The following is a 21,167-nucleotide window of genomic DNA, read 5'->3' on the forward strand; positions in this document are numbered from 1 at the left end:
GGCGAAGCCGATCACGTTCCACGACTTCCGGCACGCGTTCGGGACGCTGGGCGCGCAGGCGTGGGAGCTGTCGAAGCTGCAGGGCTACATGGGGCACGCGGACATCAAGACCACGATGCGGTACGTCCATCACGCGCCGGCCGCGCGTGACGTCGACCTTCTGAGCGCGGTGATCCGCCGCGACGGAATGCCGGATCCGGCGCAGCTTTCGAGGCACGTTCGAGGCACGCCGGGCGACGCCGTAAACTCCGAAGCCAGCGATTTTGGCTCTGGAGAGGGGCAAATGGAAGAGGCGCCGACCGGAATCGAACCGGTGTACACGGCTTTGCAGGCCGCTGCGTAGCCACTCCGCCACGGCGCCGGAGGGGGCTACATCGTAGACGGGTCCCGGACGGATCTCGTGTCTGCTGAACTGAGGGGATGAGCGCGCCTGAGGTCACCCGCGAGTTCGATCCCGAGTTCTTCCAGTTCCTGTCCGACCTGAAGGAGCACAACGACCGCGAGTGGTTCGCGGCCAACAAGGCCCGCTACGAGGCCGAGGTGCTCGAGCCGGCGCTGGCGTTCATCGAGGACTTCGGCTACCGGCTGCAGGAGATCTCGCCGCACATGCGCGCGGACCCGCGGCGCGTCGGCGGCTCGCTGTTCCGCATCTATCGCGACACGCGCTTCGCCAAGGACAAGACGCCGTTCAAGACGCACACGGGGATGCACTTCCGCCACGTCGCGCCCAAGGATGTCCACGCGCCCGGCTACTACCTGCACCTCGGGCCGGGCGACGTATTCGCCGGTGGCGGGATCTGGCGGCCGGACACGCGCAGCCGCAACCGCATCCGCGACGCGATCGCCGCGGACCCGGACGGCTGGCGCGAGGCGACGCAGACGAGCCCGTTCACGGACCGCCTCACGCTCGGCGGCGAGCAGCAGAAGCGCGTCCCGCCCGCGTTCCCCGCCGATCACGAGCACGCCGACGATCTGCGCCGCAACGGGTGGGTCGGAAGCGTCGCGCTGAGCGAGACGGTCGCCACCACGCCGGGCTTCCTGGACGAGTACACCCGCATCTGCGAGGCGGGCGCTCCGCTCCTGCGGTTCCTCTGCCGCGCGCTCGACCTCGAGTTCTGAGCCGATGCTAGGCTTCGCATCCCTCCCGGGCGATTAGCTCAGCTGGGAGAGCGCCGCCTCGACAAGGCGGAGGTCACTGGTTCGAGCCCAGTATCGCCCACCTCGAAGGCCCCGGAGACGGGGCCGTTTTTCATGCCGGAGCTCGACCGCTTCCTGCGCCGGGCCTCGACGGCGCCGGGACGCCTGAGACTGAACCAGGGGTTCTGCTCCGACCCTCGCGGTGCGCGGCGACCATGGTCGGGCGACGCTCATTGCGTCCCCACGAGCGAACGAAATCCCGGCCGCGGCGCCGCGCCGAACACCTGGTCTCTGGAACATCGCAGTTAGCGGGAATTTCTCCGTACTGGCCCGTTGGTGCCTTGCGCCAGGCCGCGCGTGGGGTGGTCCAGTGCCCCAGGGGTACACCCGGAATATGACCAGAGAAAGCGCCCTCGAGGACGTGGCCGCGGCCGGCGCCCGTCGCGGCCGGCGGGACTGAACCACGCCTCACGCGGGTCGCGCAGCTCCCCCCAGTGCGCCCGCCCAGGAAAGGACGACCATGATCGGTGCGATCATCCTCGGCATCGTCGCCGGCTTCGCCGGGCGGCTGATCATGCCCGGCAACGACAGGATGGGCTTCTTCGCCACCGTCCTGCTGGGGCTGGCAGGCGCGGTCGTCGGCTGGCTGATCTTCACGGACCTGCTGGGCATCGGCGACACCGAGGTGTTCGATCTCGGCGGCCTGCTCTCGTCGATCATCGGCGTCGTGATCATCCTCGGCGCCTTCCGCATGATCCGCGCCCAGCGCCACGCGTAGCACGACGGGCCGCCACCCACGGCCCGCTCTCGGACGACCTAGGAGGTCCCCTCGAATGCTCCCCGGAATTCCCCACCGGCACCATGGGCCACGGTTGTCGATGCCCGGCATCGGCCTGCTGCACCACAACGGGCACGACCACCACACGCGCGCGATCGCGCTCGCGAGCTGGAGCGCCGGGCTGGTCGTCGGGACGGCGGCAGGCGCGATCATGTTCCGCGGCAGGCACGCGGGCGGGACCGGCGGGGGAGAGCCCTCCGCCATGGGGGAGTGAGCCATGGCCGTCGCCCCCGTTCCTGCAGGACCCTCAGGTGGCGCGCTCACCGAGGTCCTCGAGCTGATCCTCGATCGCGGCGTCGTCATCGACGTCTTCGTGAGGGTCTCCCTCGTCGGGATCGAGATCCTGACGATCGACGCCCGCGTGGTGGTCGCGAGTGTCGACACCTATCTGCGCTACGCCGAGGCCGTCGGCCGAGTGCAGCTGGACACCCCCAAGCGCGGCGTGCCGGACATCATCGAGGGCCGCAAGACGGCCGGCGCGATCGAGACCGTCACCGACAAGCTCGGCGAGATCCTCGGCGCGCCCCCCGAGCCGGTGAAGGAGCAGCGATGAGCATCTACGTCTACGGTGTCATCCCAGCCGCCGACGCGGCGGCATGGCCAGGTGTCAACGGCATCGCCGGCGGCACGGTCCGCACGATCGTGTCCGGCGATCTCGCCGCCCTGATCAGCGACATCCCGGACGACATGAAGCCGGGCAAGCGCGAGGACCTCGAGGCGCACCGCCGCGTCCTCGGCCAGGCCGTCGAGCAGGGGACCGTCGTGCCGATGCGCTTCGGCATCGTGATGGACGACGACGACACGGCCATTGACCGCCTCCTCGGCCGCCACGGCGATGAGCTGGCGAATCTCCTGCGCGAGCTCGACGGCAAGGTGCAGATGACCGTCCGCGCCTTCTACGCCGAGGACGCGCTGCTGCGCGCGGCGATGGCCGGCGACGAGGAGATCCAGCGCCTGAACGCGATCATCGGCGGACGCCCGGAGCTCGAGACGCGCAACGAGCGCGTCGCGCTCGGCGAGCGCGTGGCGGCGGCGATGGACAGGCGCCGCGCGCGCGACTCGGACGCGCTGCTCGAGCGGCTGCGGCCGCTGGCCAGCGACATCCAGGTCGACCCGCCCGGCAGCGACCGCGTCGCGCTGAGCGCCCAGGTGCTCGTCCGTCGCGACTTGCGCTCCGCGCTGGACGCCGCGATCGCCGAGCTCGCTCCGGCGCTCGAGGGCTACCTCGCGCTGCGCTACATCGGGCCGCTGCCCGCGTACTCGTTCAGCTCGATGGAGCTGGAGCCCCAGGAATCGGCGCAGGCCGCACACACCGGCGAGCAGTGAATGGGGCTCGTCAAGGGATTGCTGCTGCTCCCGCTCGCCCCCGTCAGCGGGGCGCGCTGGGTCACGGAGGTGCTCATCGGGGAGGCCGAGCGCGAGCTCGCCTCCCGCGAGTCGCCGCAGCGCAAGCTGGCCGAGCTCGACGCCAAGCGCGCGAACGGCGAGATCACCTTCGAGGAGGCCGAGGCGCTGGAGGCGGAGCTGCTCGAGCAGATGCTTTCCCAGCACGGGCTTCCCGGTGGGGCGTGATGTGGACGCCGCGACCTTGGTACAGCAGGCGAGGCGGCAGGTGAGCGAGCTCACCGGCATGCCCGCCGAGTCGATCATGGGCTTCAAGCGCGAAGGCGAGGGCGGCTGGACGGTCACCGTCCAGGCGCTCGAGCTCTCCCGCGTCCCCAGCACGATGGACATCCTCGGCACCTACGAGGTCACGCTCTCCGACGACGGCGAGCTGCTCGGCTTCCGCCATCTCGGCCGCCACCGGCGGTCAGCCACCGACGACGGAAGGAGCCAGTGATGTCATCCCTCGACTACCGGCGCCACGGTGGGGCGGCCGCCCAGCAGCGCTCCGGCGACAGCCTCGCCGACATCCTCGAGCGCGTCCTCGACAAGGGCATCGTGATCGCCGGCGACATCCAGATCAACCTGCTCGACATCGAGCTGCTCACGATCAAGTTGCGGCTGATCATCGCCTCGATCGACAAGGCCAAGGAGATGGGCATCGACTGGTGGGAGAGCGATCCCGCGCTGAGCAGCGCGGCCGGCGGCGTCTCGGCCGAGAACCGGCGGCTGCGCGAGCGGCTGGACCGGCTCGAGCACCGGCTCTCCCCACCGGAGCGGGAGGATGTCTGAAGCCGTCTGGATCTACGGCGTCGAAGACGGCGCCGCGGCCGGCCCGCCCCCTGGCCGCGGCGTCGATCCCGCCCATCCCGTCGAGCTCGTCCGGCACGCCGGCCTGGCGGCGCTGACCAGCCGCGTCAACGGCGAGGAGTTCAACGAGGACGCCCTGCGCGAGTCGCTCGAGGACCTCGACAGGCTCGAGGCGCTCGCGCGCGCGCACGAGCGTGTGCTCGACGACGCGCTCATCGGCGGCGCGATCGTGCCGTTCCGGATCTGCACGATCTACTCCAGCGAGGACTCCGTGCGCGAGATGCTCGAGCGCGAGCGCAAGACGCTCGCCGACGCGCTCGGGCGCCTGCGCGGGAAGTCCGAGTGGGGCGTGAAGGCCTTCGCGCCCGAGGCGCCGCCGCCGCCCGCCACCGCGCCCGCCAGCGGCGCCGAGTTCTTCGCGCGCAAGCGCGCCGAGCGGACCGCGGCCGAGAGCTCGCGCCGGGCGCTCGAGGTGGCGACGGATGCGATCCACGAGCGGCTGGCCGCAGACAGCGCCGGCGCGGTGCTGAGCCCGCCGCAGGACCGCCGGCTGACCGGCCGGGCGGGGGAGATGGTCCTCAACGCCGCCTATCTCGTCACCGACGCCGACGTCGCCGCGTTCCGCAAGCTGATCGCCGAGCTCGAGCGCACGTACGGCTTGCCGCTCGAGGTCACCGGTCCCTGGCCCGCCTACCACTTCAGCCGGTGAGCCCGAACCCGCAGCGCGAGGTCGCGCTCGTCGACCTGCTGGACCGGCTGCTGTCCGGCGGGGTCGTGCTGGGCGGCGAGATCACGCTCTCGCTCGCCGACGTCGACCTCGTCCACCTCACCCTGCGCCTGCTGATCACGCCGGCCGGCGAGGAGCGGACCGCGTGATCTGGCTGTACGCGGTGTGCGAGGAGCCCGAGCGGCCGCTGCCGCCGGTTCCCGGTCTCGGCGGCGCACCGGTGGAGGGCATCGCCGACGGGCCGCTGCTGGCCGTCGCGAGCCGCCACGACGGCGTTCCGGACGACCCCGCAACCGACGCGCTGTGGACGCACGAGCGCGTCGTCGAGACGATCCAGACCGAGCGCGCCGTCCTGCCCATGCGCTTCGGCACGCGCCGCCCGGAGGCCGGCAGCGTGCGCGAGGCGCTCGCCCAGCGGCGCGGCGAGCTGCTCGCCGGCCTCGACCGTGTGCGCGGCCGGGTGGAGCTCGCGGTGCGCGCGATCGAGCCGCCGGACCGCGCACCGGATGGGCGCGCGTACCTCGCGCGCCGCCGGAAGGCGGCCGCCATGCACGACAGGCTCTCGGTGCTCGCCGTCGCCGCCTGCCGGCGGCCCGAGCGCGCAGCCGACGAGCTGCTGCGCGGCTCCTACCTCGTCGAGCGGCCGGCGCTGGAGACGTTCAACGCGGCCGTCGAGGCGCTGCAGCGCGAGCATCCCGAAGCCTCGCTGGTATGCACAGGCCCGTGGCCGGCGTACTCGTTCGTGGAGCCGCTGGAATGACCGAAGGGCCCGAGGACAAGGTGCTCTCCGGCCCGCGGGACCTCGAGCCGTTCACGCGCGAGGCCGAGCGGCTCGAGCGGGCGGTCTCGCGCCGGATCGACGCCGAGCCCGAGAACGTCGAGCGCGGGCTCGCCCAGCTCGTGCTGACGCTGATCGAGCTGCTGCGCCAGCTGATGGAGCGCCAGGCGATCCGCCGCGTCGAGGCCGGCGGGCTCGACGACGAGACCGTCGAGCGCCTCGGCCGCACGCTGATGGCGCTCGAGGAGCGGATGGAGGAGCTCAAGCGCATCTTCGGGCTGCGCGACGAGGACCTCAACATCGACCTCGGGCCGCTCGGCCGCCTGCTCTGAGCCGCCGCGCGCGCGAGCGGCGGGATCGGGAAGTCCATGGCGGTCTCCTGGCTTCTTAGCCGCAGCCCGCCGGCGCGGGCGGCGCCGCGCCGGCGGGGCGGAGGGAGCGACTCAGCCGGCGAGCGCGCTGCCCGTCTCCAGCAGCGACTTGAGGTCTGACAGCACGAACGCCCAGCCGCCGCCGGCGCCCGTGTGCTCGAGCCCGCCCGAGACCATCTGCGCGACGCTCGGCGCGCCCGCGACGTCGTGGACCACGGTGAGCTTGCAGACGCCGTTCTCGCCCTCGTCGATCTCGTACGTGAGGCGCGTCGGACGCTCGGCCGCGGCCTCCTCGGACCAGATCGGGTGCCACGTCTGGACGAGCTTGCGCGGCGGGTCGGCCTCGATCACCTCGCCGTCGACGACCACATCGGGCGCGCCGTAGGCCTTCATGTCCGCGCTGGCGCCGGCCTTGAAGTGGCCGCCCGGCCGCAGGTCGATGTCCACGCGGCCCTGGTAGCCGTAGCGATCGGTCCACTCCGGGTCGGTGATCGCGTCCCAGATCGCCTGCGGGGTGGCCTTGATCCACACCCGGTACACCTGCACGGTCGTCACGTCCTGCTCCGCGGTCGTCATGCCGAGGCCTCCAACTGGTTCTTGAGGTCCGCGAGCGCCGTCACCTGGCGCTCCGTGTACTTGTCGATCCACCGGTCGTGGATGAGCCGGATCGGCACCGGGTTGAGGAAGTGCAGCTTCTCCCGGCCCGACCGGCGCGTGACCACCAGCCCGGCGTCCTCCAGCACCCGCAGGTGCTTCATGACGCCGAACCGCGTCATCTCGAGCTCGGACTCGAGCTCCGTGAGCGTACGGCCGTCGCGCACGAAGAGACGGTCCAGCAGATGGCGCCGCGTGGCGTCGGCGAGGGCCTTGAACACGCGGTCGTCGTCGGTCACACGACGAGAATAGGTGACCGAAAGGTCACATGTCAAGTCGAACTCGGGTTCCCGCGCGGACGTATCCCTGGCGAGATGACGGAGGGGATGGAGTGAGGCTCAAGACGCGCCACCTGGTCGTGGCGGCGGCGTGCGGCGTGGTCGTGGCGGCGCCGGCGTACGCGCGGCAGGAGCCGCCGGCCAGCGCGACGGTGACGGCGACCGACTACTCCGCGAGCAACCACGCGTGGGTCGGTGGCGATGCCACGATCGCCGCCGGCGGGACGGTCACGTTCACGTACCCGACCGGCACGAGCAGCCACTCGGTCGAGTTCACCGGTGCGCTGCCCGCGTCGTGCAGCGGCCTTCCGGCCGACCCGGGCCGGGGCTGGACCGGCTCGTGCCGCTTCGACGCGCCGGGCTCGTACCCGTTCGTCTGCCCGGTGCACGCGGACATGACCGGCACGATCACGGTCCAGGCGCCGGTTGCGACGCCGTCGCCGGCCCCGCCCGCGACGCCGGCCCCGCCGCCTCCGCCTCCGCTTTCGCCGGGTACGGTGGCGCCGCCGGCGCCGCTTGCGGTCACGCTGGCCACGTCACAGCACGGCACGCGCGTGCGCGGCAGCGTCGGCGTGACGATCCGCGGCTCGCGCCTGGTCGTGGAGGTGTGGGCGACGCGGCGCTCGGTCCTCGACGGCAGGAGCACGAAGCCGGTCCGCATCGGCCGATTCACGCGGGCATCCGCACCCGCGGGCAGGACGTCCTTCGCGGTGGGTGTCGACGCGAAGGCCAAGAGCGCGCTGCGCCGTCACCGCCGGCTCGCGGTGACGGTCGCGATCGCGCTCACGCCGCCGGGCGGCCACGAGCTCACCCGCAGCGTCAAGCGCACGCTGCGGGCGAGCTAGCCCGGCGCGCCGCCCGGACGGCCCCGGCCCGCGCTCGGGGCCGTCCGGGACCGGCGCGGCTAGCCTCAAGCGCGTGCGCGTCGCCCTGCTCCTGATCGCCTCGCTCGCCCTCGCGGCGTGCGGGGGCGCAGGCCGTCCGGCCGCCGGGCCCCGGGTCACGCTCAAGCTCAGCGCTCCTGAGGACAGCGGCACGGTGCGCGCCGAGCGCGTGCAGGTGCACGGCTCCGTCTCGCCCGGCGACGCGAGCGTGCAGGTCAATGGCGTGGCGGCGCAGGTCGAGGGCGGCGACTTCGCCGCGGACGTGGCGCTCGCGCCGGGCGCGAACGTGATCGACGTCACCGCGTCCGCGCCCGGCCACCGCTCAGAGGCCGACGCCGTGCGTGTCACGCGTGACATGCGCGTCGAGCTGCCGGACCTCGCCGGCGCCTCCGAGACCGACGCGACGGCGAAGCTGAGCGACCTCGGGATGCGGCCGCGGATCGAGGACGGCAGCAGCTTCCTGGACCGCATCATCCCCGGCGAGCTGGAGGTCTGTGAGATGCAGCCGCGGGCGGGCGCGCTGGTCGCGAAGGGAACGACGGTGACCGTCCTCGTCGCGCGCCGGTGCTGATCAGCTCGGCTGCGTCTTGATCAGCGCGATTCGCGGGCGGCCGCGGTCGCTGACGACGATCCAGGTCATCGTCCCGGTGCTCGGCGACGCGCCCGCGTAGGTCGCCGTGTAGTGCGCCGTCGCGCGGCCGGTCCGGCCGCCGTGGGCCTCGAGGCCGTCGAGCTTGAAGTCGGTCGTGCGATTGCCGTCGAACTGGCGCTTGTACTCGGCCACGACCTTCGTGCGGCCGCGCTGGCGGTCCTGCGGCGTGACCCGCTGCGCGTCGGAGGTCAGCAGCCGCGACAGCCGCGACTGGTCCTCGTCGGCATATGAGGCGGCGAACGCGTTGGCGAGCCGCTTCACGTCGGCGCTCGAGACCGGCTCGCCGGGCAGGGGCGGCGAGTCGCGCGGCGAGAGCGCGACGAACGCGATCGCCGCCGCGCCCGCGGCGACGAGCGCGGCGATCCACGCCGCCGACCGCCGCCCGCGCGCGCGGTAGCGCTTCACCGGCGGTGCGTCCGGCGGCCCGGGCGGCGCGGGGCGCCGGCGCGTGCGCGGGGCGGCGGCGCCGCGCGCGACCGAGCGCTCGGCCTCGGTCACCGAGCGCCCCTCGGCGGCGGCGAGCACGGCGCGGCCGAGGTCGCCGGCGGACGGGTAGCGGTCGTCGGGCGACTTGGCGAGCGCGCGGTAGAGCACGCGCTGGAGGTCGGTGGAGAGCGTGGTGGCGCGCGGCGGCTCGTCGTGCAGGTGCGCGAGCATCGTCTGCGGCACGGTCTCGCGCGGGAACGGCGGCGCGCCGGTCAGCGCGGCGTAGAGGACGCACCCGAGCGCGTAGACGTCCGTGCGCGCGTCGAGCGGCTCGCTGCGGAACTGCTCGGGGGCCATGTAGTCGACCGTGCCGAAGAAGTGCCCGTCGGTGGTCATGGTGTCCTCGGCGCCCGCCAGGCGCGTGAGGCCGAAGTCGGCCAGGTAGGCGTGCTCGCCGCTCAGCAGGACGTTGGCGGGCTTGACGTCGCGGTGCACGAGCCCGGCGGCGTGCGCGGCGTCCAGCGCGCCGGCGACCTGGTCGACGATGCGCGCCGCGCGGACGGGCTCCAGCCGGACCTCGTCGCGCAGCAGCCGGTGCAGGTCGGTGCCCGCGACCCAGCGCATCACCAGGTACAGCCGCCCGTCCTCCTCACCCGCGCCGTAGACCGGGATCACGTTCGGGTGATCGATCGCGGCGGCCATCCGCGACTCGCGCTCGAAGCGCTCGCGGAAGCCCGCGTCGGCGGCGTGCTCGGGAGCGATCAGCTTGAGCGCGACGGGCCGCGCGAGCGAGAGCTGCGTGGCGCGGTAGACGATGCCCATGCCGCCGCGGCCGGCGACCGACTCGATCCGGCACCCGGCGATGTGAGCGCCTTCGAGGACGTCGGTCACCGGTCGATTGTGACGCAGCGGATAGCGTCAGGGTCATGGACGAGCAGACCCTGCGGGAGGCCGTGCGCGCGGATGCGCCTCGGATCCGCTCCGACCTCGAGCGCCTCGTCGCGCTCCCCTCGATCGCGTTCCCCGGCTTCCCGCGCGAGCCGCTGAACGCGGCGGCCGAGCTCGTCATCGGCCTGCTGCGCGACGCCGGCGCGCCGTCCGTGCGGGCCGTCGAGGTGCCGGACGAGGCGCCGAGCGTGCTCGCGGAATGGCCGGGCTCGCCGACGGTCCTGCTCTACGCGCACTACGACGTCCAGCCGGCGTCGCACGACGGCTGGATCGGCGATCCGTTCGAGCCGGTGCTGCGCGACGGCCGGCTGCACGGCCGCGGCGCTGCCGACGACAAGTCCGGCATCGCCGCGCACCTCGCGGCGCTGCGGGCGTGGGCGGGCAAGCCGCCGGTCGGCGTCAAGGTGCTGATCGAGGGCGGCGAGGAGAACGGGCGCCAGCGGCTGGCGCGCGTGGTCGAGGCCGACCCCGACCTGATGCGCGCGGACCTGATGGTGATCTGCGACGACGGCAACTGGAAGCTCGGCGAGCCGACGCTGACCGAGTCCCTGCGCGGACACGGCAAGCTCACGGTGGAGCTCTCGACGCTGGGGACCGCCCTGCACAGCGGCCAGTTCGGCGGCGCCGCGCCCGACGCGCTGCTCGCGCTGGTGCGCATGCTGGCGACGCTGCACGACGACGACGGAGCGGTCGCCATCGAGGGGCTCCAGGACGGGGACTGGCCGGGCGCCGAGCTGCCCGAGGCGGACTTCCGCCGGCAGGCGCAGGTGCTCGACGGCGTCGCGCTGATCGGCGAGGGGTCGGTGGCCGATCGGCTGTGGGCCAAGCACGCGATCAGCGTGCTGGGGCTCGACGCTCCGGGCGTCGAGGAGGCCGGCAACATCGTGATCCCGTCGGCGCGGGCGAAGGTCGCGGTGCGGGTGCCGCCGCACGCCGATCCGGTGCGCTCGATGGAGGCGGTGAGGCGGCACCTCGAGGAGCGCGTGCCGTGGGGCGCGCATGTGCGCATCGAGGTCCAGCCGGCGAGCACGCCGATCGCCCTCGACGGCGAGTCGAGGGCGGCCGAGCGCGCGCTGGCGGCGGCCTACGGCACGCCGGTGGCGCGGATGGGCAGCGGCGGCTCGGTCCCGCTCGTGGCCACGCTGCGGGAGGCGTACCCGGACGCGGCGTTCGTCCTCTGGGGCGCGCAGGACTCCGACCACGCGCGCATCCACGCCGCCAACGAGTCCGTCTCGCTCGACGAGGTCGCCGCGATCGCGCTGGCCGAAGCCCTGCTGCTGCGTGAGCTAGCGGGCTGACCCCCGAGGCGCGATCTCGTGCGTGCCGCCGAACGCGGAGGTCAGCTTCGCCCCTGCGGGCACGCCGCGCAGGCGCACCATGTAGGCGCAGCCGCGCGAGAGCCTCGCCGTCCGCGCGAGCGTCCGCCCGCGGGCCTTCGCGGTCACGCGCACGTGCCCGGAGCAGGTGGCGCGCGCGGGCACGGTCAGCTTGCCGTTGACCACCAGCGCGCCGCAGGAGCGCGCGGCGCGCAGCGACAGGCGCGAGGCGGTGAAGCGCTTGACGGTGACGGCGCGCGCTTGCCCTCACGCGCGACGCCGTCGAGCGTGATCTCGTGCCAGAGACGCCTGTTGAGCTCGGTCGAGAAGGTGAGGGTGTCGGCGCCCTCGCCGCCGATGATCGTGTCGTCGCCGTCGGCACTGACCTGGAGGCGATCGTCCCCCGCGCCACCGTCGAGGACGGCCGGCCCAGTGCCGGAGCGCAGGTCGTCCGGTCCTCCGCGGCCATTGATCTCGGTGGGAACGTCGACCTGCGCGGAGAGGGCGTCGCTCTTGTCACCGCCGTTGAGCACGACACGCGTCACGTTTGTCGCATTCGTAGCGTCATACGCATTGCAGTCTCCTCGTCCGTGGAAGCTCTGCTGCGTATAACGCGCAATCAGGGCACGCGGAGCGCGATTCCCTCGCCGGGACCGAGAACCGTCTCCCGGCGGACATGCTCGCCCGCGCGCGCCACGTCGGTCGCGACCGCGATCTCACCGGTGAGTTGCGTCGCCGCCGCGTCGGCACCCAGATTGAGCGCGATCACGAAGCCTCCGCGGCGGTATGCGAGCACGCCGTCGGCGGCGAGGGTCTCGTAGCCCTCGAGCGCGAAGTCGCGGCGGGCGCGCAGAAGGCGGCGGTGGAGCGAGAGCAGCGACGCCGGGTCGTCCTGCTGCGCGGCCACGTTCACGCGCAGATCGCCGTAGGGCAGCCACGGCTCGGCGGCGGAGAAGCCGCCGCCGGCGTCCCACTGCATCGGCGTCCGCGCCGGGTCGCGGCGGCCGCCCCACGGATCCTGCTCGCGCCCGGGTTCGATCTCGACGTCGGTCATGCCGATCTCGTCGCCGTAGTAGAGCGTCGGCGTGCCGCGCAGCGTGAGCAGCAGCATCGCCGCCGCGGCGGGCTGGCCGGTGCGCGAGGCGACGCGCGGGCGGTCGTGGTTGGAGAGCACCCAGTTCGGCCACGCGCCGTCGGGCAGCGCCGCCTCGTAGCGCTCCACCAGCGCGGCGATCTCCGCCGCGCCCCACGCGGTCGAGAGCAGGTGGAAGTTGGCCGGCATGTCCAGCCCGGACCCGTAGTAGGCCACCAGCCGCTCGATCGGCAGGTACAGCTCGCCGATCAGCAGCCGCTCGCCGACGGTCTCCCGGAACTGCCGGACCAGCTCCTGCACCTCCGGCTGGTCGGTCGTGAACGCGGGGATCAGCGAGTCGTACTCGTCGCGGCCGTCCCAGTCCGGGTTCACCGGGTTGTCGCGCCACTGCGCGTCCTTGATCGTCTGGCGCAGCGCGTCGATCCGGAAGCCGTCGGCGCCGTGCTCGCACCAGAAGCGCAGGACGCCGAGCATCCGCTCGCGCACGTCGTCGCGGCGCCAGTCCAGGTCAGGCTGCTCGCGGAGGTACGCGTGGTAGTAGAACCGCCCGTCCCGCGGCTCCCAGGCGGAGCCGCCGAACACGCTGACCCAGTTGTTCGGCTCCTCGCGCCAGATGTAGTACTCGGGGTGCTCGCGGAACCACGGGTGCTCGCTCGAGGTGTGGTTCGGGACGTAGTCGAGGATCAGGCGCAGCCCGAGCCGCCGCGCCTCGGCCGCCAGCGCGTCGAAGTCCTCCAGCGTCCCGAACAGCGGGTCGACGCCCTGGTGGTCGGAGACGTCGTAGCCGAAGTCGGCCATGGGGGAGGGATAGAACGGCGACAGCCAGACGCCGTCGACACCGAGCGCGCGCAGGTACGGCAGCCGCTCGCGGATGCCGGCGAGATCGCCGACGCCGTCGCCGTTCGCGTCCTGGAAGGAACGCGGGTAGACCTGGTAGATCGTCCCGCCCCGCCACCAGGGGCTCAGGTCTCCGCTTCGGTCAGCCACTTCGCGAGTGGCGGCGGCTCCGCGCGGGCCAGGTGCGAGAGGAGCGTCTCGGGTTCTGCATCGAAGCTCAACACTTCCCGATGCTGGGCGCGCAGGAACCGCTGCTCGACGGCGACGTCGAGGAACGCGCCGAGCGCGTCGTAGTAGCCGTTGACGTTGAGCACGCCGACCGGCTTGCGGTGCATGCCGAGCTGGCTCCAGGTGTAGACCTCGATCAGCTCCTCGAGCGTCCCGATCCCGCCCGGCAGCGCGATGAACGCGTCGCCCAGCTCCGCCATCAGCGCCTTGCGCTCGTGCATCGAGCCCACGACGCGCAGGTCGCTCAGGCCGCGATGCGCGATCTCGCGGTCGATCAGCGCTTGCGGCATCACGCCGACGACCTCGCCGCCCGCGTCCATCGCCGTGTCGGCCAGTACGCCCATCAGCCCGGCGCGGGCGCCGCCGTAGACGATCCGGATGTCGGAGCCGGCGAGCAGGCGCGCCAGCTCGCGCGTCTTGTCCGCGAACGCCGGGTCGGCGCCGGGATTGGAGCCGCAGTAGACGGTCACGGAGCGCAACTCGTTCACGTTTGCGACCCTAGCGAACCATGGACCGCGCACCGCTCGGCCCGCTCGAGGTCAGCCGCATCTGCCTCGGAGCGATGTTCTTCGGCTCAAAGACGCCCGCCGAGGAGTCCCACCGCCTGCTCGACCGCTTCGTCGCGGCGGGCGGCACCTTCGTCGACACCGCCGACGTCTACGACGCCGGCGGCTCCGAGCGCACACTCGCGCCGTGGCTGTCCGCGCACCGTGACGAGGTCGTGATCGCGACGAAGATCCGCTGGCTGAACGGGCTGGCCCCGGACGAGATCCGCAAGGGCTGCGACGCGAGCCTGAAGCGGATGGGGATCGACGAGATCGACCTCTACCAGCTGCACGGGCCGGATCCCGACGTGCCGCTGGAGGAGACGCTGGAAGCGCTCGACGGCCTGGTGCGTGCGGGCAAGGTCCGCGCGCTCGGCGCCTCGAACTTCCCCGCCTGGCTGCTCGCGTGGGCGGTCGCGACGCAGGACCGCGAGGGCTGGGCGCCGTTCGTCTCGCTGCAGCCGCAGTACTCGCTCGTCGAGCGCACGGCGGAGATCGAGCTGCTGCCGTTCTGCCGCGCGGCGGGCCTCGGCGTGATCCCGTGGGGACCGCTCGGCGCGGGCTTCCTCACCGGCAAGTACGAGCGCGACTCCCCGCCGCCCGCCGGCAGCCGCATGGCCGATGCCTCCGACGATCTCGAGGAGGCGATGCACCGGCGCGCGATCGAGCGCAACTTCCGCGTCGTCGACGAGGCGCGCGCGATCGCGCAGGAGCGCGGCGCCACGATCCCGCAGGTCGCCCTCGCGTGGCTGCTCGCGACGCCCGGCGTCACCGCGCCGATCGTCGGCGCTCGCACGCTCGAGCAGCTGGAGGACCTGCTGCCCGCGGCGGAGCTCACGCTGACCGAGGACGAGTACGCGCGGCTCGCGAGCCACGCGCCGCCACCCGAGACCTACCCGCAGCGGATGCTGATCGAGCAGTCCGGGCTGCCCGACCGGATCAGCCTGCCGCTGCGTCGAGCGCGCTGAGCAGCCGGTCCAGATCGGACTCGTCGTTCCACGCGCCGACCGACGCGCGCAGATACGGCGTGCCCGGGAGGTTGCGGATGCCGACGCCCGCCCCGGCCAGCCGCTCGCGCGTCGCCTCGGGGTCCGCGTCCTCCCACGCGACCAGCGTCGTCGCGGCGCGCGGCGCGACGGTCCGCCCGGACCCCCTGAGCCGGTCCGCGAGCTGGCCCGCGAGCGTCGCGGCGCGGGCCTGGACGTCCTCCAGGCCGGTCGCCGTCAGCAGCTCCAGCGCGGCCAGCGAGAGCGCGACGCCCTCGCGCGGGAGCGAGATGGCGTCGAGCTTGCGGGCCTCTGCGCTGAAGGTCGAGTCCAGGCCGCGCGAGGCATCCTCGAACGCGCTGTAGCCGGGGCGCGTGGCGGAGACGCGCTCGAGGAACGCGGCGTCGACGAACAGCATCCCGGTGCCGTCGGCGCCGCACAGCCACTTCTGGCCGGAGCCGGCGTAGGCCGCGCAGCCGAGCTCGCGGACGTCGACGGGAATCGCGCCGACGCCCTGCGCGCCGTCGAGCAGCACCGGCACCGGGACCTCCTTGAGCGCTGCGGGCGCGAGCTCGCCGGTGAGCCAGTTCACGTGCGAGCACGCGACCAGCGTCGTGGTCGCCCCGACCGCGTCGGCGACGTCCTTGAACGGCACCGCCTTGATCGTCGCGCCGCGGGCGCGCGCCGCGAGCAGCGGTCCGATCACGCCCGGGTGCTCGCTGTCGGACGTGACGATCTCGTCGCCCGGCCCGAGGCCGAGCCCGCCGAGCACGCCGCCGATGCCCTCCGAGGTCGACGTCGTCAGCGCCAGCTCGGCCACGTCGCAGTTGAGCACGCCGGCGTAGGCGGCGCGGAGGTCGGTCAGAAGGGCGCGCCGGCGCTCGAAGTGCGAGTGGACGCGCCCCTCGGTGGCCTGCGCCCTGAGCTCCGCCGCCGCGGCGTCCACCGCCACGCGCGCGATCGGTCCGTCCGTGCCCGCGTTCAGGTAGGCGAGCGAATCGAGGACCGGGAAGTGGGAGCGAAAGGCGGCGGCGTCCATGGGACGCGCGAGCCTAGCGTCCGCCGCGGGGGCGACGCATCGGAGCTGCGTCTCCGCCAGGCCACGACGCCGTGTACCTCCAGCCCGCCCGTGTCGAGCACCCAGACCGCCGGCCCGGTAGCTTCTGCCGCGTGCCGGGCCGGATCTACGCGAGCCTGCCGCTGGCCGGCCCGTCCGGGGCGGCGGGCCGGGAGGTGCTGCGCGGCGCGGAGCTGGCGCTCGAGCGGGCCGGCGGCGCCGAGCTGGTCGTGCTCGACGCGGCGGGGGAGGATCGCGACGCGCGGGCCGCGGCCAACGCGCGCCGCGCCGCCGGCGACCCGCATGCCCTCGCGTACCTCGGCGACTTCCATTCCTCCCAGGTGATGCGCTCGGCGGCGGTGCTCTCGCAGGCCGGCCTCCTGGAGGTCACGCCGGTCGCGACGTTCACCGGCCTGAGCGGATCGACGCTCGTGCGGCTGATGCCCGACGACGCCGCCGGCGCCCGCGCGATCGCGCGCTGGCTGGAGGAGGCGGGCGTGGGGCGGCTGCTCGTGGTGCACGATCATGACGAGGGCTACGGCATCCCGGTCGGGCGCATGTGCACGGAGGCCGCGCGACGGCGCGGGATCGACGCGCGCTCGCGGCCGGTGTGGGACCACGACGAGCCGATGGCGGGCGACGTCGGCGCTGCGCAGGCGGTGCTCTACGCCGGCGTGGCGGGCTCGGGCGCCGTCGGGCTCTGGCACGGCCTCCACGCGCTCGATCCGCAGCTGTGGCTGCTCGGCACCGAGGGCGTGGCCATGCCGCGGCTGACGCGCGAGCTGAGCGCCTCGGCGGCCGCACGCACGCGCTTCTTCGGCGCCCAGTACGCGCCGTGGGGCTTCTACGGCTATGAGGCGATGGCGCTCATCCTCGACGCGATCGCCGAAGGCGACGGCGACCGCGCGGCGATCGTCCGCGCCGCCCGCTCTACGCGCGACCGCGACTCCCTGCTCGGCCGCTACTCGCTCGACGCCGACGGGCACACGACCAGCACCGCCTACGGTTGCTTCGCCGTCGCGGGCGGCGAGGTCGTCTGGGAGTCGACCACCGCCGAGCGGTAGACCCACGCGAGCGTCATCCGCGTGCCGAGCAGGGCGCCGGCGGATCCGTGACGGTGCGGCTCGGGTTCGCGTCCGCGATCGCTCCCGCTCCTCGGGTCGACGACCGGCACACTAATCTCACCCGCCGATGCGCGTCCAGCTTCCCGACGGATCACACCGCGACCTCCCCGACGGCGCCACCGGCGCCGATCTCGCCGCCGACATCGGCCCGGGCCTCGCCCGCGCCGCGATGGCCATCCGCGTCCTCAACGGCGACGGGACGGAGAAGCGCGACGGGACGGCGTACGACAGCGGCCGCATCCGCGACCTCTCGCAGCCGCTCGGCGAAGGCGAGACGGTCGAGATCGTGACCGCCAAGGACGGAGACGGCGACGCGCTCAAGCTCCTGCGCCACGACATCGCGCACGTGCTCGCGGAGTCGGTGCTCGAGCTCTATCCCGGCACCAAGGTGTCGATCGGGCCGCCGATCGCCGACGGCTTCTACTACGACTTCGAGTTCCCGCCCGGCGTCACGATCAACGAGGAGGACTTCCCGGCGATCGAGGCCAAGATGCGCGAGCACGTCAAGGCCGACGAGCCGTTCGAGCGCTCCGAGGTCACGACCGCCGAGGCGATCGACCGCTACCTGCGCGAGGACCAGCCGTACAAGGTCGAGCTGATCGAGGACCTGGTCAAGAACCAGGGCGTGAAGACCGTCAGCCTGTACCGCAACGGCGACTTCCTCGACCTCTGCCGCGGCCCGCACGCGCCGACCACCGGCCGCGTGAAGGCGTTCAAGCTGCTCTCGGTGGCCGGCGCCTACTGGCGCGGCGACGCCAAGCGCCAGATGCTCACGCGCATCTACGGCACCGCCTTCGGGAGCAAGGCCGAGCTCGCCGCGTACCTCGAGCGCGTCGAAGAGGCGCGCAAGCGCGATCACCGCAAGCTCGGCAAGGAGCTCGACCTCTACATGTTCTCCGAGCTCTCACCGGGCTCGCCGTTCTGGCTGCCGAACGGCATGGAGATCTGGAACGAGCTGACGAAGCTGTGGCGCGAGGAGAACGGCGAGCGCGGCTATCGCGAGGTCAAGACGCCGATCCTCTACGACAGCGAGCTGTTCAAGCAGTCCGGGCATTGGCACGTGTACCGGGACAACATGTACTTCACGGACGTCGAGGGCCAGAGCATGGGCCTCAAGCCGATGAACTGCCCGGCGCACGTCCAGCTCTACAAGAACGCGCGCCACTCCTACCGCGACCTGCCGATCCGCTACTCCGAGCAGGGGCTCGTGCACCGGCACGAGCCGAGCGGGACGCTGCACGGCCTGCTGCGAGTCCGCCACATCACGCAGGACGACGCCCACATCTTCTGCGCCGAGGACCAGATCGAGGAGGAGGTCGTCCGCTGCCTCGAGTTCGGCTTCGCGATCTACGACCGCTTCGGGTTCGAGCCGCGGCTGGAGCTGTCGACGCGGCCGGAGAAGCGGATCGGCGCGGAGGAGATGTGGGACCGGGCGGAGGCCGCGCTCGAGCGCGCGCTCGTCAACCGCGGGCTCGACTTCGAGCTCAACGAGGGCGACGGCGCCTTCTACGGCCCCAAGATCGACCTGCACATGACCGACGCGATCGGCCGCTCGTGGCAGCTCGGCACGGTCCAGCTCGACTACGTGATGCCCGAGCGCTTCGAGCTCACCTACACCGGCGCCGACAACGCCGAGCACCGGCCGGTGATGATCCACCGCGCGCTGATGGGCTCGTTCGAGCGCTTCATCGGCATGCTGGTCGAGCACTACGCCGGCGAGTTCCCGCTCTGGCTGGCGCCCGTTCAGGGCATCGTCCTGCCGGTCGCCGACCGCCACCTCGAGTACGCCCGCCAGGTGCGGTCCGCCCTCGCGGGCATGCGGATCGAGGTCGACGACCGCACGGAGTCGATCGGGCGCAAGATCCGCGACGCCGAGGTGCGCAAGATTCCCTACATGCTCGTGGTCGGCGACCGCGAGCAGGAGGGCGGCACGGCCTCGCTGCGCCGCCACAAGGAGGGCGACCTCGGCTCGCTGAGCCTCGAGGACGTGCGCGCGAGGCTCGGCGAGGAGATCGCGTCCTAGCGGCGCATCGGCCGCAGATGACAGATGCGCGATCCGCGGCTATACTCATCTGCGTTGATCAAGCGTTCCCATACCGCGCCCGCATAGTTGACGCCGCGCGAAAATAAGAGCTAGTGCCGGTCCCGAGAAGGTTCGACCGGCAACCGCCGGAGCGCGACACCACCCGCATCAACGAGCGCATCCGCGTTCCCGAGGTTCGTCTCATCGACGAGACCGGTCAGCAGGTGGGAGTCATGCGCACCCAGGATGCCCTGCGCCAGGCGCAGGAGAAGGACCTCGATCTGGTCGAGGTCGCCCCCGAGGCCAAGCCGCCGGTGGTCCGCATCCTCGACTACTCCAAGTACAAGTACGAGCAGGCGCAGAAGCAGAAGTCCGCTCGCAAGCACCAGCAGCAGATCAACGTCCGGGAGATCAAGTTCCGGCCGAAGATCGCCCAGCACGACTACGACACCAAGAAGGGCCACGTCATGCGCTTCCTCAAGGCGCGCGACAAGGTCAAGGTGACGATCATGTTCCGCGGGCGCGAGATGGCCCACCCCGAGCGCGGGGAGATGATCCTCAACCGCCTCGCGGAGGAGCTGCAGGAGCTCGCCGTCGTCGAGCAGCGGCCCCAGCAGGACGGCCGCAACATGACGATGATGCTGGCCCCGCAGCGCGCGCCGACGACGTAGCGGGCACCGCAGGCCGCGCGGGGCAGTTGGCTATACTGCCCCGCTCGTCATGCCCAAGATGAAGTCCCACTCCGGCGCGAAGAAGCGCTTCAAGAAGACGGCCACCGGCAAGCTGCAGGGCCGCCACGCGTTCTCGAGCCACATCCTCGAGAAGAAGTCGCCCAAGCGCAAGCGCGAGATGGGTCTCGATCGCGAGATCTCGAAGGCCGACCGTAAGACCGTCACCAAGCTGCTCGGAGGCAACGGGCGATGACCCGCGTCAAGCGCTCCGTCCACGCCCGCAAGAAGCGCCGTGAGGTGCTGGAGCGGGCCAAGGGCTTCCGCGGGGAGGCGAACTCCTCCTACAAGCGCGCCAAGGAAGCGGTGATGAAGGCGGACGCCTACGCGTACCGCGACCGCCGCAACCGCAAGCGCGACTTCCGCCGTCTCTGGATCACCCGCATCAACGCCGCCGCGCGCGCCGAGGGCATGACGTACGCGACGTTCATCCACGGCCTGCAGCTGGCGGGCGTCGAGCTGGACCGCAAGGTGCTGGCCGACATCGCCGTGCGCGACCCTGAGACCTTCCGCCGATTTGCCGCCCGCGCTCGCGAGGCCGCGGCGGCCTAGGCAACCTCAGACCGCCGAAAGCCTTCAAGGGCGCCCCTCCAACCGGAGCGGCGCCCTTTTTTTCGTCCCGCACCCCCGATGACCATCACCAGCTCCCACAACGAAGCCCTCAAGGAAGTCCGCAAGCTCCACGGCCGGCGCTGGCGCGACAAGCTCGCGTCGTTCGTCGCCGAGGGCGAGGACCTGATCGCGGCCGCCGAGGCTGCGGGCTGGCCGCCCAGCGCCGTCTACGTCGCGGAGGGCAGCGGGCTCCATGGCATCGGCGTCGCGCCGCACGTGCTGGCCGAGGTCTCGCAGCTCGGCTCGGGCACACGCGCGATCGGCGTCTATCCGCAGCGCTGGTCGAACGCGATCGGGCCGCGCTGCGTGGCGCTGTGGGGCGTGAACGACCCGGGCAACGTGGGGACCGTGATCCGCGGCGCGCTCGCCTTCGGCGCCGACTCGGTCGCGCTCGGCCCGGGCAGCGCCGATCCGTTCGGTCACAAGGCCGTGCGCGCTTCGATGGGCGCGCTGTTCAGCATGCCCGTCGCCCGCGTGCGGAACGTCTCCGAGCTGCCCGGGCGGCGCGTGGCGCTCGTCGCGCGCGAAGGCGCGCCGCTGCACGAGCTCCGACCCGACGGCGACGTCACGCTCGTGGTCGGCGCCGAGCGCGAAGGCCTGCCCGACGCCGTCGTCTCCGCGTGCGACGACGTCGCGCACATCCCGATCGCCCACGCGGACTCCCTCAACGCCGCCATGGCGGCGACCGTGGCCCTCTACGAGCTGAGGGCCCGTCGATGAATTCCGGTACGA

30 protein-coding genes, 2 tRNA genes and 1 pseudogene are annotated in these 21,167 nt (G+C 72.7%); 24 read left to right on the forward strand and 9 right to left on the reverse strand.

What is annotated here, in order from left to right; translation table 11 throughout:
- Positions 1–10: 10 nt before the first annotated feature.
- Positions 11–127, forward strand: a pseudogene (locus H958_RS49185) (tyrosine-type recombinase/integrase); the annotation flags it as partial.
- 163 nt (positions 128–290) lie between these two features.
- Here the strand turns inward: H958_RS49185 and H958_RS0123530 are convergent.
- A tRNA-Cys gene (locus H958_RS0123530) sits at positions 291–361 on the reverse strand.
- 59 nt (positions 362–420) lie between these two features.
- Between H958_RS0123530 and H958_RS0123535 the strand changes: the two genes are divergently transcribed.
- The 13 genes from H958_RS0123535 (at position 421) to H958_RS0123595 (ending at position 6,005) form a co-directional block, all read left to right on the forward strand.
- A complete protein-coding gene (locus H958_RS0123535) occupies positions 421–1,119 on the forward strand; it encodes a DUF2461 domain-containing protein (protein WP_028060445.1) in 699 nt (232 codons plus the stop codon).
- 27 nt (positions 1,120–1,146) lie between these two features.
- A tRNA-Val gene (locus H958_RS0123540) sits at positions 1,147–1,219 on the forward strand.
- Between the two features lie 438 nt (positions 1,220–1,657).
- Positions 1,658–1,915 (forward strand): GlsB/YeaQ/YmgE family stress response membrane protein, encoded by a 258-nt coding sequence (locus tag H958_RS0123545; protein ID WP_028060446.1) that lies wholly within the window; start codon positions 1,658–1,660, stop codon positions 1,913–1,915.
- Between the two features lie 100 nt (positions 1,916–2,015).
- Complete coding sequence (locus H958_RS0123550) at positions 2,016–2,189, forward strand: hypothetical protein (protein ID WP_156028211.1); 174 nt, start codon at positions 2,016–2,018, stop codon at positions 2,187–2,189.
- Between the two features lie 3 nt (positions 2,190–2,192).
- Positions 2,193–2,528 (forward strand): gas vesicle protein GvpJ, encoded by a 336-nt coding sequence (gvpJ, locus tag H958_RS0123555; RefSeq protein ID WP_028060448.1) that lies wholly within the window; start codon positions 2,193–2,195, stop codon positions 2,526–2,528.
- Entirely contained in the window at positions 2,525–3,301 is a 777-nt protein-coding gene (locus tag H958_RS0123560) for a GvpL/GvpF family gas vesicle protein (RefSeq protein WP_028060449.1), read from the forward strand. The genes gvpJ and H958_RS0123560 overlap by 4 nt, the downstream gene beginning before the upstream one ends.
- Positions 3,302–3,547, forward strand: a complete 246-nt coding sequence (locus tag H958_RS0123565) for a gas vesicle protein GvpG (RefSeq protein ID WP_028060450.1) — start codon at positions 3,302–3,304, stop codon at positions 3,545–3,547.
- Between the two features lie 40 nt (positions 3,548–3,587).
- Complete coding sequence (gvpO, locus tag H958_RS39860) at positions 3,588–3,815, forward strand: gas vesicle protein GvpO (RefSeq protein WP_231379354.1); 228 nt, start codon at positions 3,588–3,590, stop codon at positions 3,813–3,815.
- Positions 3,815–4,150 (forward strand): gas vesicle protein, encoded by a 336-nt coding sequence (locus tag H958_RS39865; protein ID WP_051324736.1) that lies wholly within the window; start codon positions 3,815–3,817, stop codon positions 4,148–4,150. The genes gvpO and H958_RS39865 overlap by 1 nt, the downstream gene beginning before the upstream one ends.
- Positions 4,143–4,877, forward strand: coding sequence for a GvpL/GvpF family gas vesicle protein (locus H958_RS0123580; protein WP_028060451.1), 735 nt, complete (start codon positions 4,143–4,145; stop codon positions 4,875–4,877). Before H958_RS39865 ends, H958_RS0123580 begins: the two co-directional genes overlap by 8 nt.
- Positions 4,874–5,044: a gas vesicle protein gene (locus H958_RS0123585; protein WP_037411343.1), complete on the forward strand. Its 171-nt coding sequence runs from the start codon at positions 4,874–4,876 to the stop codon at positions 5,042–5,044. The genes H958_RS0123580 and H958_RS0123585 overlap by 4 nt, the downstream gene beginning before the upstream one ends.
- Positions 5,041–5,655 carry a GvpL/GvpF family gas vesicle protein gene (locus H958_RS0123590; RefSeq protein WP_028060452.1) on the forward strand — a complete coding sequence of 205 codons (615 nt, stop codon included), beginning with the start codon at positions 5,041–5,043 and terminating at the stop codon, positions 5,653–5,655. Before H958_RS0123585 ends, H958_RS0123590 begins: the two co-directional genes overlap by 4 nt.
- A complete protein-coding gene (locus H958_RS0123595) occupies positions 5,652–6,005 on the forward strand; it encodes a gas vesicle protein K (protein ID WP_081686207.1) in 354 nt (117 codons plus the stop codon). The genes H958_RS0123590 and H958_RS0123595 overlap by 4 nt, the downstream gene beginning before the upstream one ends.
- 111 nt (positions 6,006–6,116) lie before the next feature.
- Here H958_RS0123595 and H958_RS48450 read toward each other — a convergent pair whose 3' ends face one another.
- Positions 6,117–6,620 carry an SRPBCC family protein gene (locus H958_RS48450; protein ID WP_028060454.1) on the reverse strand — a complete coding sequence of 168 codons (504 nt, stop codon included), beginning with the start codon at positions 6,618–6,620 and terminating at the stop codon, positions 6,117–6,119.
- Positions 6,617–6,937 carry an ArsR/SmtB family transcription factor gene (locus H958_RS48455; protein ID WP_028060455.1) on the reverse strand — a complete coding sequence of 107 codons (321 nt, stop codon included), beginning with the start codon at positions 6,935–6,937 and terminating at the stop codon, positions 6,617–6,619. Before H958_RS48455 ends, H958_RS48450 begins: the two co-directional genes overlap by 4 nt.
- Before the next feature lie 92 nt (positions 6,938–7,029).
- Here H958_RS48455 and H958_RS43945 point away from each other — a divergent pair, with 92 nt between their 5' ends.
- Complete coding sequence (locus H958_RS43945) at positions 7,030–7,821, forward strand: cupredoxin domain-containing protein (protein WP_051324737.1); 792 nt, start codon at positions 7,030–7,032, stop codon at positions 7,819–7,821.
- 73 nt (positions 7,822–7,894) lie between these two features.
- Positions 7,895–8,431 (forward strand): PASTA domain-containing protein, encoded by a 537-nt coding sequence (locus H958_RS0123615; RefSeq protein ID WP_028060456.1) that lies wholly within the window; start codon positions 7,895–7,897, stop codon positions 8,429–8,431.
- Here the strand turns inward: H958_RS0123615 and H958_RS46655 are convergent, their stop codons facing one another.
- Positions 8,432–9,829, reverse strand: coding sequence for a serine/threonine-protein kinase (locus tag H958_RS46655; protein WP_196807523.1), 1,398 nt, complete (start codon positions 9,827–9,829; stop codon positions 8,432–8,434).
- 35 nt (positions 9,830–9,864) lie between these two features.
- On the opposite strand from H958_RS46655, the gene H958_RS0123625 reads away from it, so the two are divergent.
- Positions 9,865–11,184, forward strand: a complete 1,320-nt coding sequence (locus H958_RS0123625) for a M20/M25/M40 family metallo-hydrolase (protein WP_028060457.1) — start codon at positions 9,865–9,867, stop codon at positions 11,182–11,184.
- On the opposite strand, the gene H958_RS46660 is transcribed toward H958_RS0123625, so the two are convergent.
- From H958_RS46660 to H958_RS0123645, 4 genes are all read right to left on the reverse strand, one after another.
- Positions 11,173–11,388, reverse strand: a complete 216-nt coding sequence (locus H958_RS46660; protein ID WP_028060458.1) for a hypothetical protein — start codon at positions 11,386–11,388, stop codon at positions 11,173–11,175. The two genes, H958_RS0123625 and H958_RS46660, sit on opposite strands and share 12 nt — an antisense overlap.
- Positions 11,370–11,747 carry a calcium-binding protein gene (locus H958_RS0123635; protein ID WP_028060459.1) on the reverse strand — a complete coding sequence of 126 codons (378 nt, stop codon included), beginning with the start codon at positions 11,745–11,747 and terminating at the stop codon, positions 11,370–11,372. Before H958_RS0123635 ends, H958_RS46660 begins: the two co-directional genes overlap by 19 nt.
- A 74-nt stretch (positions 11,748–11,821) precedes the next feature.
- Positions 11,822–13,282, reverse strand: a complete 1,461-nt coding sequence (locus tag H958_RS0123640; RefSeq protein WP_028060460.1) for an alpha-amylase family glycosyl hydrolase — start codon at positions 13,280–13,282, stop codon at positions 11,822–11,824.
- Positions 13,258–13,839, reverse strand: a complete 582-nt coding sequence (locus H958_RS0123645; RefSeq protein WP_028060461.1) for an LOG family protein — start codon at positions 13,837–13,839, stop codon at positions 13,258–13,260. The genes H958_RS0123640 and H958_RS0123645 overlap by 25 nt, the downstream gene beginning before the upstream one ends.
- Positions 13,840–13,868: 29 nt before the next feature.
- Between H958_RS0123645 and H958_RS39880 the strand changes: the two genes are divergently transcribed.
- Positions 13,869–14,873 (forward strand): aldo/keto reductase, encoded by a 1,005-nt coding sequence (locus tag H958_RS39880; RefSeq protein WP_051324739.1) that lies wholly within the window; start codon positions 13,869–13,871, stop codon positions 14,871–14,873.
- Here the strand turns inward: H958_RS39880 and H958_RS0123655 are convergent.
- Positions 14,845–15,930 carry an aminotransferase class V-fold PLP-dependent enzyme gene (locus tag H958_RS0123655; RefSeq protein ID WP_028060462.1) on the reverse strand — a complete coding sequence of 362 codons (1,086 nt, stop codon included), beginning with the start codon at positions 15,928–15,930 and terminating at the stop codon, positions 14,845–14,847. The genes H958_RS39880 and H958_RS0123655 overlap by 29 nt on opposite strands.
- A 131-nt stretch (positions 15,931–16,061) precedes the next feature.
- Between H958_RS0123655 and H958_RS0123660 the strand changes: the two genes are divergently transcribed.
- From H958_RS0123660 to H958_RS0123685, 6 genes are all read left to right on the forward strand, one after another.
- Positions 16,062–17,012, forward strand: a complete 951-nt coding sequence (locus H958_RS0123660) for an ABC transporter substrate-binding protein (protein WP_028060463.1) — start codon at positions 16,062–16,064, stop codon at positions 17,010–17,012.
- A gap of 127 nt (positions 17,013–17,139) precedes the next feature.
- Positions 17,140–19,095 carry a threonine--tRNA ligase gene (gene thrS, locus H958_RS0123665; RefSeq protein ID WP_028060464.1) on the forward strand — a complete coding sequence of 652 codons (1,956 nt, stop codon included), beginning with the start codon at positions 17,140–17,142 and terminating at the stop codon, positions 19,093–19,095.
- A 113-nt stretch (positions 19,096–19,208) separates the two neighbouring features.
- Complete coding sequence (infC, locus tag H958_RS39885) at positions 19,209–19,766, forward strand: translation initiation factor IF-3 (RefSeq protein WP_051324740.1); 558 nt, start codon at positions 19,209–19,211, stop codon at positions 19,764–19,766.
- A gap of 49 nt (positions 19,767–19,815) precedes the next feature.
- Positions 19,816–20,019, forward strand: a complete 204-nt coding sequence (rpmI, locus tag H958_RS0123675; protein WP_028060465.1) for a 50S ribosomal protein L35 — start codon at positions 19,816–19,818, stop codon at positions 20,017–20,019.
- On the forward strand, positions 20,016–20,375 hold the full coding sequence (gene rplT, locus H958_RS0123680; protein WP_028060466.1) for a 50S ribosomal protein L20: 360 nt from the start codon (positions 20,016–20,018) through the stop codon (positions 20,373–20,375). The genes rpmI and rplT overlap by 4 nt, the downstream gene beginning before the upstream one ends.
- A gap of 78 nt (positions 20,376–20,453) precedes the next feature.
- Positions 20,454–21,155, forward strand: a complete 702-nt coding sequence (locus tag H958_RS0123685) for a TrmH family RNA methyltransferase (RefSeq protein WP_028060467.1) — start codon at positions 20,454–20,456, stop codon at positions 21,153–21,155.
- Positions 21,156–21,167: the final 12 nt, after the last annotated feature.

The organism is Candidatus Solirubrobacter pratensis (genome assembly GCF_000425945.1).
GTDB lineage: Bacteria > Actinomycetota > Thermoleophilia > Solirubrobacterales > Solirubrobacteraceae > Solirubrobacter > Solirubrobacter pratensis.

Excerpts from the sequence above, each read along its gene's own strand:
- H958_RS0123545 (WP_028060446.1), top strand. The coding sequence starts at position 1,658 with ATGATCGGTGCGATCATCCTCGGCATCGTCGCCGGCTTCGCCGGGCGG.
- rplT (WP_028060466.1), top strand. The coding sequence starts at position 20,016 with ATGACCCGCGTCAAGCGCTCCGTCCACGCCCGCAAGAAGCGCCGTGAG.
- H958_RS0123535 (WP_028060445.1), top strand. The coding sequence starts at position 421 with ATGAGCGCGCCTGAGGTCACCCGCGAGTTCGATCCCGAGTTCTTCCAG.
- H958_RS0123580 (WP_028060451.1), top strand. The coding sequence starts at position 4,143 with ATGTCTGAAGCCGTCTGGATCTACGGCGTCGAAGACGGCGCCGCGGCC.
- H958_RS0123655 (WP_028060462.1), bottom strand. The coding sequence starts at position 15,930 with ATGGACGCCGCCGCCTTTCGCTCCCACTTCCCGGTCCTCGATTCGCTC.
- rpmI (WP_028060465.1), top strand. The coding sequence starts at position 19,816 with ATGCCCAAGATGAAGTCCCACTCCGGCGCGAAGAAGCGCTTCAAGAAG.
- thrS (WP_028060464.1), top strand. The coding sequence starts at position 17,140 with ATGCGCGTCCAGCTTCCCGACGGATCACACCGCGACCTCCCCGACGGC.
- H958_RS39880 (WP_051324739.1), top strand. The coding sequence starts at position 13,869 with ATGGACCGCGCACCGCTCGGCCCGCTCGAGGTCAGCCGCATCTGCCTC.
- H958_RS48450 (WP_028060454.1), bottom strand. The coding sequence starts at position 6,620 with ATGACGACCGCGGAGCAGGACGTGACGACCGTGCAGGTGTACCGGGTG.
- H958_RS0123625 (WP_028060457.1), top strand. The coding sequence starts at position 9,865 with ATGGACGAGCAGACCCTGCGGGAGGCCGTGCGCGCGGATGCGCCTCGG.
- H958_RS39865 (WP_051324736.1), top strand. The coding sequence starts at position 3,815 with ATGTCATCCCTCGACTACCGGCGCCACGGTGGGGCGGCCGCCCAGCAG.
- H958_RS0123595 (WP_081686207.1), top strand. The coding sequence starts at position 5,652 with ATGACCGAAGGGCCCGAGGACAAGGTGCTCTCCGGCCCGCGGGACCTC.
- gvpJ (WP_028060448.1), top strand. The coding sequence starts at position 2,193 with ATGGCCGTCGCCCCCGTTCCTGCAGGACCCTCAGGTGGCGCGCTCACC.
- H958_RS0123560 (WP_028060449.1), top strand. The coding sequence starts at position 2,525 with ATGAGCATCTACGTCTACGGTGTCATCCCAGCCGCCGACGCGGCGGCA.
- H958_RS0123685 (WP_028060467.1), top strand. The coding sequence starts at position 20,454 with ATGACCATCACCAGCTCCCACAACGAAGCCCTCAAGGAAGTCCGCAAG.
- H958_RS0123565 (WP_028060450.1), top strand. The coding sequence starts at position 3,302 with ATGGGGCTCGTCAAGGGATTGCTGCTGCTCCCGCTCGCCCCCGTCAGC.
- H958_RS0123550 (WP_156028211.1), top strand. The coding sequence starts at position 2,016 with ATGCCCGGCATCGGCCTGCTGCACCACAACGGGCACGACCACCACACG.